Below are 15,729 nucleotides of genomic sequence, written 5' to 3'. Positions count from 1 at the left end.
TCCAGAAAGGACGTCCACCATGGCGAACTTCACCGCAGCTGACGTGAAGACCCTGCGTGACCGCCTCGGCGCGGGCATGCTCGACAGCAAGAACGCGCTCGTCGAGGCCGACGGCGACATCGAGAAGGCCATCGAGATCCTCCGGGTCAAGGGCCTCAAGGGTGTCGCGAAGCGCGAAGGCCGTGCGACCACCGCGGGCCTCGTCGCCGCCACCGAGACCACCGGTGCCGCCACGATCATCGAGCTCGCGAGCGAGACCGACTTCGTCGCGAAGAACGACCGCTTCATCGCGCTCGCGTCCGAGGTCCTCGGCGCGGTCGCCGAGGCCGGCGCCGGCACGGTCGAGGCCGGCAACGCGGCGACGGTCAACGGCCAGACGGCCAGCGACTACATCAACGACAACGCCGCGCTCATGGGCGAGAAGGTCGAGCTCCGCACGGTCGCCCGTGTCGACGGCACGAACTTCGCGATCTACCTGCACAAGACCAGCCAGGACCTGCCCCCGCAGGTCGGCGTCGTCGTCGCCTACTCGGGTGACGACGCCGAGACGGCTCGGTCGATCGCGCAGCACATCGCGTTCGCCGACCCGAAGTACCTGACGCGCGAGGACGTCCCGACCGAGGCCGTCGAGAAGGAGCGCGGGATCGTCGAGGAGACCACGCGCGCCGAGGGCAAGCCGGAGGCCGCGCTCCCGAAGATCATCGAGGGCCGCCTGAACGGCTTCTTCAAGGAGATCGTGCTGCTCGAGCAGGGCTACGCGAAGGACTCGAAGGTCTCCGTGGCCAAGGTCGCGCAGGACGCCGGTCTGACCATCGAGGGCTTCGCCCGCGTCAAGGTCGGCGCGTAACCCACCACCGACGGGGTCCGGAACGACACGTTCCGGACCCCGTCGTCATGTCCGCTTCCGATAGATTCCCTCCAGCACGACGACGAAAGGGCGAACCGAACGATGACCGACGAGAAGACCGGCCGCAGGCGCGTCCTCCTGAAGCTCTCGGGAGAGGCGTTCGGCGCCGGATCCCTCGGTGTGAGCCCCGCGGTCGTGAGCCGCCTGGCGGGCGAGATCGCCGAAGCAGCACGCGACGTCGAGATCGCCGTGGTCGTCGGCGGCGGGAACTTCTTCCGCGGCGCCGAGCTCAGCCAGAGCGGCATGGACCGCGGCCGCGCCGACTACATGGGCATGCTCGGCACCGTCATGAACGCGCTGGCGCTCCAGGACTTCCTCGAGCAGGCGGGTGCCGCGACGCGGGTCCAGTCGGCGATCGCGATGACGCAGGTGGCCGAGCCCTACATCCCCCGCCGGGCGGAGCGGCACCTCGAGAAGGGCCGCGTCGTCATCTTCGGCGCCGGTGCGGGGCTGCCGTACTTCTCGACGGACACCGTGGCCGCGCAGCGTGCGCTCGAGATCGGTGCCAACGAGGTCCTCGTCGCGAAGAACGGCGTCGACGGGGTGTACTCGGCGGACCCGAAGAAGGACCCGTCGGCCGAGAAGCTCGAGCGGGTCACCTACCAGGACGCCCTCGTCCGCGGGCTCAAGGTCGTGGACGCCACCGCCTTCAGTCTCTGCATGGACAACGGCATGCCCATGCACGTGTTCGGGATGGAGGGCGAGGGCAACGTCGCCGCCGCCATCCGCGGCGCACGCATCGGGACCGTCGTCAGCAACTGAGCCCTGCGAGGTCGAGGCGCGCGGGGCCTCCCGGACGGTCGACGGACCCCGCGCGACTAGACTCGACGCGTACCGAAGGAGAACGACCGTGATCAGTGATGTCCTGACCGAGGCGACCGAGAAGATGACGCGCGCCGTCGAGGTGGCCAAGGACGACTTCTCGACCGTCCGCACCGGCCGCATCAACGCGGCGTTGTTCCAGAAGATCCCGGTCGACTACTACGGTTCGCCGACGCCGCTCGCGCAGCTCGCGTCGTTGCAGACGCCCGAGGCGCGCACCCTCATCGTCACGCCGTACGACAAGACCGCGCTCAAGGAGATCGAGCGCGCGATCGCGACGTTCCCGAACCTCGGCGCGAGCCCGTCGAACGACGGCGAGATCGTCCGGGTCACGATCCCGGAGCTGACGCAGGACCGCCGCAAGGAGTTCGTCAAGATCGTCCGGGGCAAGGGCGAGGACCACAAGGTGGTCATCCGGAACATCCGTCGTCGCGCGAAGGACGACCTCGACGCGCTGAAGGGCGAGATCTCGGACGACGAGATCTCGCGCGCCGACAAGGAGCTCGAGGCCCTCACGAAGCGCTACGTCGACCAGATCGACGACGCGCTCAAGAAGAAGGAAGCGGAACTCCTCGAGGTCTGATGGAGCAGTCGCAGGGGGACCCCCGCCCCGAGTCGGGCGAACACGACCGCGCGACCCGGCCCGCTTCCACCGCGCGACGGCTCCGCGCCGACCTCGACGCGCGCGCACGGTCTGCGCGGACCGACTTCGAGACGCAGCTGCGGCAGCGTCGTGCCGAGATCGAGGCCCGGAACGAACAGCTGACCGCGCGCACCGGACGCAACCTGCCCGCGGCGATCGGCATCGGAGTCGTGTTCGGCCTGGTGATGGTCGGCAGCCTCGTCATCTGGAAGGCGCTGTTCATCCTCGTCGGCGCGTTCCTGGTCGGTGTCGCGGTCTACGAGCTCGCGACGGCGATGCGCGCCGGTGGCCGTGACGTCCCCCGGATCCCGAGTGTCCTCGCCGGCGTCGCCATCGCCCCGGTCGCCTTCTTCGGGGGGCCGCGCGCCGCGCTCCTCGAACTCATCGCCGGGATCGTGCTCATCACGGTGTGGCGCCTGGTCGAGCTCGCTGCCACCCGACCGCGCCTGGCGGCGAGCAGTGTGGTCCTCGACCTCATGGCGGGCCTGTTCGTCCAGGTGTACGTCGCACTGCTCGCCGGATGTGCGGTGCTCCTCACCGCGCTGCCACACGGCCAGTGGTGGACCATGGCGTTCCTCATCGTCGTGGTGTCCGTCGACACGGGCGCCTACGCGAGTGGTCTGTCGTTCGGCAAGCACCCGATGGCGCCGAGGATCAGTCCGAAGAAGACGTGGGAGGGCTTCGGCGGGTCGTTGCTGGCCAGCATGATCGCGGGCGTGATCGTGTCCGTGCTGCTCCTCGACGAGCCCTGGTGGTTCGGCGTCGTCCTCGGTGTCGCGATCACGGCCTCGGCGACCATCGGGGACCTCACCGAGTCGATGATCAAGCGCGACCTCGGCATCAAGGACATCTCGACGTTCCTGCCGGGGCACGGTGGCCTGCTCGACCGCATCGACAGCGTGCTCCCGTCGGCGGCGGTCGCGTACGTCCTGTACCTCGTGGTGCACTGAGGCGCGAGCCGAGCCGACGGCCCGGTGCTGCTCGCATGGGCGGTGATGGCATGATGTCGCCGTGGCTTCGACATTCCCGACCGTGGACCGTTCGACCCTCGGCTACGACGTCGACGAGGTCGACCGGTTCCTCGAGGACGCGCGGCGGGCCTACACGGACGACGGCGCCGACGGCCACGTCGCCTCGGACAAGATCCGCGCGACCGCCTTCAGCATGCGCAAGGGCGGGTACTCGACGCAGCACGTCGACGCGGCGCTCGAGCGGCTCGAGGACGCCTTCGCGGCTCGGGAGCGCGAGGCGGAGCTGAGCCGTCACGGACAGAAGGCGTGGTACGCCGAGGCCCGCGCCAAGGCGTCCGACGTGGTGGCGCGCCTCGACCGCCCGGACGGCCAGCGGTTCCAACGGGTCGGCTTCCTGACGGTCGGCTACCACCCGAAGGACGTGGACACCTTCGCCGCCCGACTGCGCGGGTACTTCCACGACGGCAAGCCCCTGAGCCTCACCGAGGTGCGGTCGGTGGTGTTCCGGCCCAAGCACGGTGGGTACCGCGAGGGCCAGGTCGACGCGGTGCTCGACGCCGTGGTGGAGGTCATGCTCGCCGTTCGGTGAGTCAGTGCTTCGCATTCCGTGATCCATCCGTTACCCTGGACGGACTCATGGGCAGGCACACCGCAGAACCACGATCCGTCCGGACCCCCCGTCAGAACGAGTCCTTCCAGCAGGACACCGTCGACCAGGGCAGGTCCAGCTCCGTCATCGGCGAACGTCGGGCAGCCCTCGGGCGGCCTCGCGTCGAGCGGCCCGCGGCCCGTCGCGTGGCGGCCCGGGAGGCCACTCCCGTGCTGCCGACGCCGGTCTCGGTCGCCGACAACCGCGTCTCGGCACCCATCGCTCGGGGCGAGGCGGCGCTGCACGCGACGACCGCCGCCGAGTCGGCCCTGACCGCGCAGCGTGACGTCGCCGCCCGCGTCGTCCGGGTGCGGCGCGCTCCGGTGGCTCCGCCGAAGCGTCCGGAGCGTGCCGTCGGCGTGACCGCGTTCCTCCGTCGTCGCGCGACCATCCCCGCGCTGTCGTTCTTCGCGGTGTTCGGGTTCGTTGGCGGCTCACTGGTCAATCCACTGTCCGGTTCGTACGCGTCCGCGGCGGTCCTCGCGCCGACGCTGCCCTCGGCGCCCGCGCAGCAGTTCACGGCGCACGGCACGTACCAGAACGTCGTCGTCACGCGCGACGGTTACCAGGTGACGAAGCCCGTGGTCGTGACGCCGAAGGTGACCGCGCCGACGACGACCACGACGACGACCGCCGCAGCAGCGTCGACTTCGACCGCTTCGAGCGCCGCGGCGACCGCGAGCGACGCCGCACCTGCCGCGGGTACGCCGGACCCGGGCAGCGCCAAGGCGATCGCGCTGACGCAGGTCACCGCAAAGGGCTGGGGCACGGACCAGTACAACTGCCTCGTGTCGCTCTGGACGCGTGAGTCCAGCTGGAACGTCTACGCGTACAACCCCTCGGGTGCGTACGGCATCCCGCAGGCGCTGCCGGGCAGCAAGATGGCGAGCGTCGGGGCCGACTGGCAGACCAACCCGGCGACGCAGATCGCGTGGGGGCTCGGGTACATCCAGGGCTCGTACGGGACGCCGTGCGCGGCCTGGGCGCACAGCAACGCCTTCAACTGGTATTGATCGGCGCCCGGCGTGCCGCGGAGCAACCGGCCCCGGCGACGCGGGCGCGCGGATCCCGATGAGGAGTCCGGTCTCGACCGCCTCCTGACCGGTTGGGCGCGCACCGAGTCGCGGCGCGGCAGGACGTTCACGGTGCAACCGATCAGTGCGTCCTCCGCACAGAAGGCATACGTGTGTCCGGGGTGCGGGGGGACGATCGAGCCCGGTGTCGCACACCTCGTGGTGTGGCGGCAGGACGGTGTCCTCGGTGACGCCGCCGACCTCGCCAGTCGTCGGCACTGGCACGTCCACTGCTGGAGGATCGCGTGAGTACGGCCCCGGACGACCGCGTCACCGAGATCCGGAGCGACGTCGTGCTGCCCGCGCTGCGCACGGAGGTCGATCTCGTCACCGACGACCACCTCGTGCTCGTCGGCGAGCTGGCCGAGCCGGAGGGACGGCCCGCCGCCGGGACGATCGTGACGCTGCACCCCCTGCCGACGGCGGGCGGGTTCATGGACTCCCACGTGTTCCGGAAAGCCGCCGCGCGCCTCCCGGCCCTCGCCGCCATCGCGGTGCTCCGCTTCAACTTCCGCTCGGTGTCGTCGCCGCGGGGGACGTCCGAGGGTGCCTTCGGGGACGGCGTCACCGAGGGGTTCGACCTCCGTGCGGCCGTGGCCGAGGTCCGTGACCGCGGGCTCCCGGCGCCGTGGCTCGTCGGGTGGTCCTTCGGGACCGAGGTCGTCCTGCAGCACGGCATCGAACACGTCCGATCCGGTGCGGTCGCGGGCGTGGTGTTGTTGTCGCCGCCCCTCCACCGCACGACCGACGACGTCCTGGCGCGCTGGCGAGACCTCGAGGTCCCCGTCGTCGCGTTCGTGCCGGAACACGACGACTTCTTGCGCCCCGACGAGGCAGCCCGTCGCTTCGCGATCGCGCCGGCCGTCCGCGTCGTCCCCGTCGCCGGAGCGAAGCACCTCTGGGTGGGGGAGCGGGCCGTCCGGGTCGTGCTCGACGCCATCGCCGACCTGGTCGTGCCGGGATCCGCGCCGCTGCCGACCACCTGGCCGGTCGCGGACTGAGGCGGACGCCCCGCCGTCGGAGGGAGCCGGCGCGGCGCTGCCGTGGCTCGTGCTCAGTCCCGCTGGACCTCGACCGCGTGCGTCAGCGCTCCACGGAGGTTCTCGAGGTACCCGGCCACCGCCTCGCGCTCCATGCGGATGGCGGCGAGGCGGTCCTCCGCGTCGGCGACCAGGCGAGCGGTCCGCTCCTCGGCCTCGGCGACGAGCGTGCGGGCGCGCTCCTGGGCGTCGCGGAGGGTCTCGTCCGCACGCTCGGCCGCGCGGTCCGCGCGCGCGCGAGCGGCGTCCTGTGACTCGCGGTCGAGCCGGTCGGCCTCCGCTCGGGCGTCGTGGGCGCGTCGGACGGCCTCGGCGAGCTGCAGGTTCGCCTCGTCGAGGTACTTCTGGGTCTCCGCGACGGTGTCCTGGTGCTTCTGCAGGTAGTCCTGCTCGGCTTCGTCGCGGCGACCGGCGAGCTCGGACTCGAGGGCGGCGCGGGCGTCCTCGCGCTCGCGGGCGAGGGCGGCGCGCATCTCGTCGACCTCACGGTCCAGGTCGGCCCGGGCGACGTCGATCTGCTCGCGGAGTGCGTCCCGCTCGGCGAGCAGCGCGCCGATCTCGGCGGTGCGCCGCTCGGCGATCTCGGTGTCGAGCGCGGCGTGCTCCCGTGCCGAGCGCTCGGCGAGTTCGTGCTCGTGTGCCGCAACGGCCCGCTCCGCGGCGTCCTCCGCGGCGGCCCGCTCCCGCGCGATCCGGGCCTGGTGGTCGGCGGTCTCGCGCGCGATCCGCTCGGCGGTCTCCTCCACCAGGCGCTCGTTCTCGAGGCGCGTCTGCTCGGTGTCGACCGCGATCGCGGCACGCGCCGACTCGATCTCGTGGTCGAGGTCGCTGCGCGCCGCGGCCAGTTCCTGGTCCGACCGGGCACGGGCCGCGCTGAGCTCCTGCTCGAGGTCCGTCCGAGCGCGGACGGCCTCGTGCTCCCACGCCGCACGCTCGGCGGCCAGCCCGGCCTCGGTGTCGTCACGGCGCCTGGCGAGTTCCGCGTCGACGGCCTCGAGCCGACCGGCGACCTCGTCCTCGAGCTGCGCGCGTCCGGTCTCGAGCTCGAGCGCCAGGGCGTCGCGACCTGCCTGGAGCTCCCTGGCCCAGGACTCGCGGCCGCTCCGCAGTTCGTGGTCGAGTGTCTCGTGGCCCTCGCGCATCGCGCGTTCGAGCTCGGCGGTGCGTCGCTCGTGCTCGGCCTCGAACACACCGCGGCGGTGTTCGGTCTCGCGGTCGAGCGCCGCCGCGGCCTCGCGTGCCGCTGCGGCCTCGCGCTGGGCGACCTCGCGCAGTTCGGCGACCTCGCGCTCGACCTGCGCACGGAGCGCAGCGGTCTCGCGGACGGCGACGGAGCGGGTCTCGGCGGCTTCGGTGACCGCGGCGCCGCGCGTGGCCGAGGCCTCGCTCCGGGCGTCCTGGAGCAGCAATCCGGCCTCGGACCGGGCGCGTTCGATCGTGTCCGCGGCCTCGGCGCGTGCTCGGGCCACGTCGCTCGTCGCGCGGGCCCGGGCGTCCTCGAGGGTGTCGGTCGCCTCGCGCTGGGCGTCCGCGACGAGGCGGGCGGCTTCCGTCCTGCTCGTCGCACGGAGCCGTTCGGCGTCGATGTCGGCCTGGCTGATGAGGCGGGTCGCCTGTTCCTCGGCGACGCGCAGGGTGTTCTCGAGCCGGGTGCCGAGCCCGCTGTACGTCGGCGTGCCGGCCTCGTCGAGCTCGGACTGCAGGTCGTCGACCCGGGCCTGCAGCAGGCGGATCTCCTTGGCGGCCTCGGCACGGTCGTTGTTCGACTTGATGAGCTCACGGCGCAGCTCACCGAGTGCGCGATCGACGTCGTCCCGCCGGTAGCCCCGGAGCTCCGAACCGAACTCTGCTTCGTCGTACGCCACGTGTCGCTCCTGATGTCACTCGTCGAGGCGGCTCCGCCCGGGGTCGATTGTAGTGGTGGGTCCGGCGAGCACGGCGGGAGCGCACGACGGTCATGCAGGCATCGTCCGCCGGTCCACACCGGTCGCCGGGAAGATGCGCCTCCCAGGCTCGTTGGCTATCCTGGACCGTCGTTCCGCGCGCCCGTGCGGCGTGCTCCGGCGCGGCCCCCGGGAGCGTGGCGCCCGCCATCCGAAGCGGGACCCCGCGTCCGATGTCGTGGGGGCGTCGCGCCGCAACCCACCCCGGCGCGGAGGGAGAGTACACGTGCGTTTCGTCCTGGCGATCATCAGCTTCGTCATCGGCGTCGTGCTCGTCGGCCTCGGGGTCGGGCAGCGGACGGTGTTCGCGCCGCCCTCCTCGACCGTGGCGTCGACGACCACGACGGGCGACGCTCCGGTGACGGTGATCCCGGGTCGGACGCTGGTCGCGAACGCGGGCCACCAGCGCGTCCGCGTCTCCGGGGGCACGGGCACCGCGTTCGCGGCCTACGGGCGCACCGCCGACGTGATGGCCTGGGTCGGGAAGGCCCGGCACAACACCATCCGCTACGACGCCGAGACCACATCGCTCCGGGACCGCGTCTCGGGCACGCAGCGACACGTCCCGTCACCGAAGGGCAGTGACCTCTGGTACGGCGAGTACGAGGGGCACACCCTCGACTTCACCGTCGACCTGCCGGCGGACACCGCGCTCGTCATCGTGTCGAACGGGTCGGACCCGGCCCCCGCGCACCTCTCGGTCACCTGGCCGCGGGACACCGCCACACCACTCGTCGGCCCTCTGATGACGGCGGGCGGGTTCTTCGTCGCGCTCGGCATCGCGCTCTACATCTGGGCCATCATCCACCAGCGGCGGCTGCGCGGACCCCGCCGGCGCAGCGGTGGCACCCGGCCGCCGCGCGCACGGGTCTCGCGCCGTCGCGCGGTCGCCGCGGGCGCGCAGGTCCCGCCGCGTCCACGCCGCGGCCGCCGCATGGTCGCGGTCGTGCCGGTCGTCGCGCTGACGACACTCGCCCTCGCGGGTTGTTCGTCGGAGTACTGGCCGCACGGGACCTCCGGTACGCCGACGCCGACGCCGACCGTCACCGCGACGGCGGGCCCGGCCGCGGCCGCCGAGCCCACGGCGGCGACGCTCCCGCAGATCCGCCGCATCGTCGCGCGCGTCGCCGCGGTCGCGGCGCAGGCGGACAGCTCGCGGAACGCCACCACGGCCGCGGAGCGCTTCACCGGGTCCGCGCTCGACCTGCGCAAGGCGAACTACACGATCCGGGGGAGCGACACCGACGTCGACGCCCCGCCGACGATCCCGTCGTCGGGCATCTCGGTCGCCCTGCCGCAGCAGACCGACACCTGGCCGCGTTCGGTGTTCGTCGTGCTGACGGGATCGCAGCAGCAGAAGGACGTCGCTCCGCAGGCCCTGACGCTGGTGCAGGCGTCGCCGCGGGCGCAGTACAAGGTCGAGTACGACGTCTCGCTCGAGGCGGACGCGAAGCTCCCGTCGGTCGCGCCCGTCACCACCGGTGCCGCGCAGCTCTCGCCGGACGTCAAGCTGCTGACCCTGCCGCCCGGGCAGGTGGCCTCCGCCTACGCGGACATCCTCGCGAACGACACGGCGAGCCAGTACGCCGACGTCTTCTCGTCCGAGGGCGACGAACTCCGCCAGAAGATCGGCAAGTCCTACAAGGACCAGAAGGCGAAGAGCCTGTCCTCGACCGCGAAGATCGCGTACTCGTCCGAGGTCCCGTCGGCCGACTCGAGCATCGCGCTCGCGACGAACGGCGCTGGCGCGCTCGTCTCCACGAGCCTCGACGAGATCGAGAAGGTGACCCCGACCCAGTCGGGCGCGACGCTGAACACGGAGGGAGCGGTGAAGGCGCTCTCGAAGGTCGGGTCGAGCACGAAGGGGATCAGCGCGACCTACGGCGTGCAGGTGCTGTTCTCGGTGCCGCCGGTCGGATCCAAGGCCAAGATAGAACTGCTCGGGTTCACGCAGGGCCTGATCGCAGCGAGTGAGGTGCAATGAGCAACATCCCCCCGACCCCCGCCGGTCTCCGTGGCGCGGTCGACCTGTCGTCCCTCGTGAACCGCGGCACTGCATCGCCGCAACCTCCGGCTCCGGCGTCCGCGGCTGCTGCCGCCCCCGGCGGGCCCGGAGGCGCAGCCGCCGGGGTCTCGGACGCCCTCGTGGTGCCCTCGCTGGTCGTCGACGTGACGGACCAGACGTTCCAGGACGTCATCGAGCTGTCCATGCAGGTCCCCGTGATCGTCGACCTCTGGGCCGAGTGGTGCGGGCCGTGCAAGCAGCTGTCGCCGGTGCTCGAGCGCCTCGCGCAGGAGTACGACGGGCGCATCGTCCTCGCCAAGGTCGACGTCGACGCGAACCCCCAGCTCACGCAGGCGTTCCAGGCACAGTCGATCCCGACGGTCGCCGCCGTGATCGGTGGTCGTCCGCTCGGGCTGTTCGTCGGCGCCCTGCCCGAGGCCGAGGTCCGCGACGTCATCGAGCAGGTGCTCCAGGCCGCCGCGCAGAACGGGATCGCCGGACGCGTCCAGGTGGCCGGCGGCGCCCCCGACGCCGACGCCGAGCCCGAACCGGAGCCGCTGCCGCCGCACCACCAGGCCGCGTACGACGCGATCGAGCAGGGTGACTACACGACGGCGATCGCCGAGTACCGCACCGCGATCGCGCAGGACCCGCACGACCGCATGGCCGTGGCGGGGCTGGCGCAGGTGTCGCTCCTCGACCGGCTGCAGGGCGCGACCGCCGACGAGCTCCGTGCCGCGGCGGCCGCAGCACCGACGGATCCGGCTGCCCAGCTCGGCGTCGCCGACCTCGACATCAGCGGCGGCCACGTCGAGGACGCCTTCGGTCGCCTCCTCGACGTGTTCCCGACCGTGCACGGTGCGGAGCGCGAGGCCGTCCGCGCGCGGCTCGTGGAGTACTTCGAGCTCGTCGGTGCCGACGACCCACGGGTCGTGGCGGCACGCCGTCGGCTCGCGACGCTGCTCTACTGAGCCCGGCGCGCCCTGCCGGCACCGGCTCGTGGCGCGCCCCCCAGCGGACGCAGGGCGAACGGAACGGCCGGGAGGCACGCCTCCCGGCCGTTCCGTTCGTCACCGCGCGCGTGCGGCGCGGCGATCGCTCACCGCTCCAGTCGGAGCCAGACCGACCCGAGCGGCGGGACCACGAGGTCAGCCGACGCCGGACGACCGGCCCAGGGCTGGTCCTCGGCGGTGACGGCGCCCATGTTGCCCACCCCGGAGCCGCCGAACGCGGTGGCGTCGGTGTTGAGGACCTCGCGCCAGACGCCCGCCTCGGGCAGCCCGAACCGACGCTCGACCGGGACGCCCGAGAAGTTCGTGAACACGGCGATCCGCTCGTCTCCGGCCTTCCGGATGAAACCGATGGTCGAGTGTTCGGCGTCGCCACCCTCGAGCCACTCGAACCCCTCCGGGGAGTCGTCGTGGGTCCACAGTGCCGGGCTCGCGACGTACACGCGGTTCAGCTCGGCCACGAGGTCCTGCACGCCGCGGTGTCCCGGGTCGTCGAGGAGCCACCAGTCGAGTCCGCCAGCTTCGTTCCACTCGCTCGGCTGCGCGAACTCCTGCCCCATGAACAGCAGCTGCTTGCCGGGGTGGGCCCACATGAACGACAGGTACGCGCGGACGTTCGCCAGGCGCTGCCACTGGTCGCCGGGCATCTTGCCGTACAGCGAGCCCTTGCCGTACACGACCTCGTCGTGGCTGATCGGCAGCGTGAACTGCTCGCTGAACGCGTAGACGAACGAGAACGTGATCTCGTCGTGGTGGTAGGAGCGGTACACGGGCTCGCGGTGGATGTACTCGAGCGAGTCGTGCATCCAGCCCATGTTCCACTTCTGCCCGAACCCGAGGCCGCCCTCGCTCGTGGGACGGGTGACGCCGGGCCACGAGGTGGACTCCTCGGCGATCATGACGATGCCCGGGTAGCGCTTGTAGGCCGTCGCGTTCGTCTCCTGCAGGAACGAGATCGCCTCGAGGTACTCGCGTCCGCCGTACTTGTTCGGCAGCCACTCGGTGCGCGAGTAGTCGAGGTAGAGGATCGAGGCGACGGCGTCGACGCGGAGACCGTCGATGTGGAACTCCTCGAGCCAGTACAGGGCGTTCGCGACGAGGAAGTTCCGGACCTGCGGCTGACCGAAGTCGAACACGTACGTGCCCCAGTCGAGCTGCTCGCCGCGCCGGGGGTCCGGGTGCTCGAACAGCGCGTAGCCGTCGAACTTGGCGAGCGCCCACTCGTCCTTCGGGAAGTGTCCCGGCACCCAGTCCATGATGACGCCGATGCCGGCTTCGTGCAGACGGTCGATGAGGTAGCGGAGGTCGTCGGGGCTGCCGAACCGAGCGGTCGGGGCGTAGTAGCCGGTGACCTGGTAGCCCCACGAACCGCCGAAGGGGTGCTCCGCGAGCGGCAGGAACTCGACGTGCGTGAACCCGAGGTGCTGCACGTGCCCGATGAGGTCGTCCGCGACCTCGCGGTACGACAGGCCGGGGCGCCAGGACCCGAGGTGGACCTCGTAGACGCTCATCGGGTGGTCGTGCGTGCTCGTCCGAGCCCGCCGTTCCATCCAGGCGCGATCGCCGTCGCTCCACTCGTGGGTGGCGCGGGTGATGACGCTCGCGGTGAGCGGCGGGACCTCGGTCCGGCGCGCGAACGGGTCGGCTCGCTCCACCCAGCCGCCGTCGGTCAGGATCTGGAACTTGTACCGCTGGCCGTCCTTCGCGCCGGGAACGAACAGCTCCCACACGCCCAGACCGCCCAGCTTGCGCATCGAGGTGGTCCGACCGGACCAGCCCTCGAAGTCACCGATCACCCGCACCGCCGTGGCACGAGGCGCCCACACCGCGAACGAGACGCCCTCGACGCCGTCGATCGACCGGAGGTGCGCACCCATGAGGTGCCAGAGCTGCTCGTGGCGGCCCTCGGCGAACAGGTGCAGGTCGACGTCACCGAGGGTCGGGGCGAAGCGGTAGGCGTCGTCACTCGTCCACGTCTCGTCGTCGTACTCGGCCTCGACGCGGTAGCTCGTCACGGTGCCGGGCAGGGCACCGGCCCAGACCCCGAACCCCTCGTGGTGCAGGGGCGCGGCCGTGCCGTCGGGGAGCACGAGCGTGACGGCGTTCGCGAGGTGACGCACGACGCGCACACTCGTACCGCCGTCGACCGGGTGCGGGCCGAGGACGTCGTGGGGCTGCGACCATCGGCCCTCGGCGACCTGCTGCAGGAGCCACTCATCGACGGTGCCGGGGACCGGCTCCGCGGCCGGTGCGACATCGGTCCTCGCTCCGGCGGCGTCTGTGTCGACATCGGTGTCGGTCGGCCGGGAGGCCGTGCCCGCGCCCGTCGGCTCGACCCGGGTGTCCGTCCTGGTCGCACCCGGCGTCGTCGCGCCCGCGGGGACGATTGCGTCGGTCGCCGTGGCCGCGGCGTCCGTGTCGTCGGTCGTGGCACTCGCCCCGTGGCCGGCGAGCGTGTCGGCCTCGGCGACCGAGCGGTCCGGGGCCTCGGCGGCCGTCGCGGGCGCGCCGGGCAGGTCCTCGCCGGGCGCGGACGTGTTCGGTTCGTCACGGGGCGCCGACGCCGTCGGGACGAAGGTCGAACGCCGTGCGGGGCGGTCCTCGTCGGGCTCGCGCGTGGGTTCGGTGGTCTCGGTCATCGGTGTGGTCCCTCCACGACGAGCAGGTGCACGGGTTCCTGGAAGGCGTCCAGGCGCACGTAGTTGGCGGCGCCCCAGGTCCAGCGGGCGCCGGTGACGACGTCGCGCACGTCGAACAGCCTGTCGGTCGGGAGCCCGAGCGCGGCGAGGTCGAGGAACACGGTCGCCTCGCGGGCCGAGTGCGGGTCGACGTTCGCGACGACGATGACGGTGTCCGAGCGGCCCGACCGGGTGTACGTGCCGGGCAGGTGCTTCGAGTAGGCGACGATCGCGTCGTTGTCGGTGTGGTGCACGTGCAGGTTGCGGAGCTGACGCAGCGCGGGGTGGGCGGACCGGAAGCGGTTGAGCATCGTCACGTACGGCGCGAGCGATGCTCCGGCGGCCTCGGCGGCACCGAAGTCCCGGGGCTTGTACTCGTACTTCTCGTTGTCGATGTTCTCCTCGCTGCCCGGCCGGGCGACGTCCTCGAACAGCTCGTAGCCGGCGTACATGCCCCAGGTGGCGGCACCCGTCGCCGCGAGCGCGGCCCGCACCTTGTAGCCCGCGCGCCCGCCGAACTGCAGGTACTCCGAGAGGATGTCCGGGGTGTTCACGAACAGGTTCGGCCGGAGGTAGGCGCTCGTCTCGTGCGCGAGCTCGTCCAGGTAGGACTCGATCTCCTCCTTGGTGTTGCGCCACGTGAAGTACGTGTAGGACTGCGTGAACCCGGCCTCGGCGAGCGCGCGCATCATCGGCGGACGCGTGAACGCCTCGGCGAGGAACACGATCTCCGGGTTCTCCGTGCGGATCTCGCGGATCACGCGCTCCCAGAACCACAGCGGCTTCGTGTGCGGGTTGTCGACACGGAAGATGCCGACGCCGAACGAGATCCAGTGCCGGAGGACACGGAGGACCTCGGTGACGATGCCCTCGGGGTCGGTGTCGAACTGGATCGGGTAGATGTCCTGGTAGCGCTTCGGCGGGTTCTCCGCGGTCGCGATCGAGCCGTCGGCGCGCTGCGTGAACCAGTCGGGGTGCTCGGTGACCCACGGGTGGTCCGGCGAGCACTGGAGCGCGAAGTCGAGCGCGACCTCCATGCCCGTGTTCTTCGCTGTCTCCACGAAGGAGCGGAAGTCCTCCTCGTTGCCGAGGTCGGGGTGGATCGCGTCGTGTCCACCGTCGGCACTGCCGATCGCCCAGGGACTGCCCGGGTCCGCCGGGCCGGCGTGCAGCGTGTTGTTCGGCCCCTTGCGTGCGGTGACGCCGATCGGGTGGATCGGGGGGAGGTAGATCACGTCGAACCCCATGCGCGCCACTCCCGGGAGGCGGCGCGCGGCAGTGCGGAACGTCCCGCTCCGCCATGTGCCGTCGGCCTGTCGGCGCGCGCCCTCGCTGCGCGGGAAGAACTCGTACCAGGCCCCGACGCCGGCGCGGGTGCGCTCGACGTCGAGCTCCTGCGTCGCGGAGGTCGTGCGGAGCGAGGTGAGCGGTGCGTCCACGAGCGCGGCGGTCACGCGCGGGTCGTCGGCGGCGGCCAGGCGTGCGGCGGGGGAGCGGTCCGTGTCGCGCATCACGGCGGCCGCGTCGGCGGCCGCGGTCGACTCGGCCTCGTCGGCGAGTCGGTCGAGCAGCACCGCGCCGTCCAGCAGGGTCGCCTCGGTGTCGACGCCCGCGGCGATCTTCAACCGTGCCGCGTGGATCCACGTCGCCCAGTCGTCGGCGTAGGACTCGACGTGCCAGGTCCAGAGACCGACCGAGTCGACCTGCACGGTCGCGGCGTAGCGGTCGGTGCCCTCGCCGACGAGTGCCATCGGCACCGCCCGGACGGCGCCGTCGGGGCGCTCGAGCGCGAGGTCCGCCCCGATGACGCCGTGGCCCTCTCGGAACACGGTCGCGGCGAAGGTGACGACCTCGGAGTCGAACGCCTTGCTCGGGAAGCCGTTCGGCGTCGAGGGTTCGATCGCGGTGATGGGGATGCGCCCGATGACGGGTCGGTCTGCAGTGGCCACGGTTCGACCGTACTCGGAGGACCGCGGGCGGGTCCGCCG

The 15,729-nt window shown here is 72.0% G+C and carries 13 protein-coding genes; 10 read left to right on the top strand and 3 right to left on the bottom strand.

The genetic code is table 11. The annotated features are described in order from the left end of the window. The first annotated feature begins 19 nt into the window (after positions 1–19). The 8 genes from tsf to DEI93_RS09715 all read left to right on the top strand — a co-directional run bounded on the left by tsf (position 20) and on the right by DEI93_RS09715 (position 6,066). Positions 20–847 (top strand): translation elongation factor Ts, encoded by an 828-nt coding sequence (gene tsf, locus DEI93_RS09750; protein ID WP_111120162.1) that lies wholly within the window; start codon positions 20–22, stop codon positions 845–847. 102 nt (positions 848–949) lie between these two features. Further along, a complete protein-coding gene (gene pyrH / locus DEI93_RS09745; RefSeq protein WP_111009275.1) occupies positions 950–1,669 on the top strand; it encodes a UMP kinase in 720 nt (239 codons plus the stop codon). 88 nt (positions 1,670–1,757) lie between these two features. Continuing rightward, positions 1,758–2,312, top strand: a complete 555-nt coding sequence (frr, locus tag DEI93_RS09740; protein WP_111009274.1) for a ribosome recycling factor — start codon at positions 1,758–1,760, stop codon at positions 2,310–2,312. Continuing rightward, positions 2,312–3,322 carry a phosphatidate cytidylyltransferase gene (locus DEI93_RS09735; protein WP_111120161.1) on the top strand — a complete coding sequence of 337 codons (1,011 nt, stop codon included), beginning with the start codon at positions 2,312–2,314 and terminating at the stop codon, positions 3,320–3,322. The genes frr and DEI93_RS09735 overlap by 1 nt, the downstream gene beginning before the upstream one ends. 82 nt (positions 3,323–3,404) lie before the next feature. After that, positions 3,405–3,932 carry a DivIVA domain-containing protein gene (locus tag DEI93_RS09730; RefSeq protein WP_309146664.1) on the top strand — a complete coding sequence of 176 codons (528 nt, stop codon included), beginning with the start codon at positions 3,405–3,407 and terminating at the stop codon, positions 3,930–3,932. Positions 3,933–3,979: 47 nt separating this feature from the next. Beyond that, positions 3,980–5,005, top strand: a complete 1,026-nt coding sequence (locus DEI93_RS09725) for an aggregation-promoting factor C-terminal-like domain-containing protein (RefSeq protein ID WP_258372284.1) — start codon at positions 3,980–3,982, stop codon at positions 5,003–5,005. Between the two features lie 12 nt (positions 5,006–5,017). Next, entirely contained in the window at positions 5,018–5,314 is a 297-nt protein-coding gene (locus DEI93_RS09720) for an Rv1322 family protein (protein ID WP_181434894.1), read from the top strand. Beyond that, a complete protein-coding gene (locus DEI93_RS09715) occupies positions 5,311–6,066 on the top strand; it encodes an alpha/beta hydrolase (RefSeq protein ID WP_111009271.1) in 756 nt (251 codons plus the stop codon). Before DEI93_RS09720 ends, DEI93_RS09715 begins: the two co-directional genes overlap by 4 nt. A gap of 53 nt (positions 6,067–6,119) precedes the next feature. Here DEI93_RS09715 and DEI93_RS09710 read toward each other — a convergent pair whose 3' ends face one another. Beyond that, on the bottom strand, positions 6,120–7,970 hold the full coding sequence (locus DEI93_RS09710) for a DivIVA domain-containing protein (RefSeq protein ID WP_111120160.1): 1,851 nt from the start codon (positions 7,968–7,970) through the stop codon (positions 6,120–6,122). Between the two features lie 304 nt (positions 7,971–8,274). Between DEI93_RS09710 and DEI93_RS09705 the strand changes: the two genes are divergently transcribed. Together DEI93_RS09705 and DEI93_RS09700 are read left to right on the top strand one after the other, a co-directional pair. Further along, positions 8,275–10,032: a DUF8094 domain-containing protein gene (locus DEI93_RS09705; RefSeq protein ID WP_146244446.1), complete on the top strand. Its 1,758-nt coding sequence runs from the start codon at positions 8,275–8,277 to the stop codon at positions 10,030–10,032. After that, positions 10,029–11,024: a tetratricopeptide repeat protein gene (locus DEI93_RS09700; protein ID WP_111120159.1), complete on the top strand. Its 996-nt coding sequence runs from the start codon at positions 10,029–10,031 to the stop codon at positions 11,022–11,024. The genes DEI93_RS09705 and DEI93_RS09700 overlap by 4 nt, the downstream gene beginning before the upstream one ends. A gap of 128 nt (positions 11,025–11,152) precedes the next feature. Here the strand turns inward: DEI93_RS09700 and glgB are convergent, their stop codons facing one another. After that, positions 11,153–13,702 (bottom strand): 1,4-alpha-glucan branching protein GlgB, encoded by a 2,550-nt coding sequence (gene glgB, locus DEI93_RS09695; RefSeq protein WP_111120158.1) that lies wholly within the window; start codon positions 13,700–13,702, stop codon positions 11,153–11,155. Continuing rightward, positions 13,699–15,690: a maltotransferase domain-containing protein gene (locus tag DEI93_RS09690; protein WP_111120157.1), complete on the bottom strand. Its 1,992-nt coding sequence runs from the start codon at positions 15,688–15,690 to the stop codon at positions 13,699–13,701. The genes glgB and DEI93_RS09690 overlap by 4 nt, the downstream gene beginning before the upstream one ends. Positions 15,691–15,729: the final 39 nt, after the last annotated feature.

This window comes from Curtobacterium sp. MCBD17_035 (assembly GCF_003234815.2).
Lineage (GTDB): Bacteria > Actinomycetota > Actinomycetes > Actinomycetales > Microbacteriaceae > Curtobacterium.
This window is presented reverse-complemented; position numbering and strand designations above follow the sequence as displayed.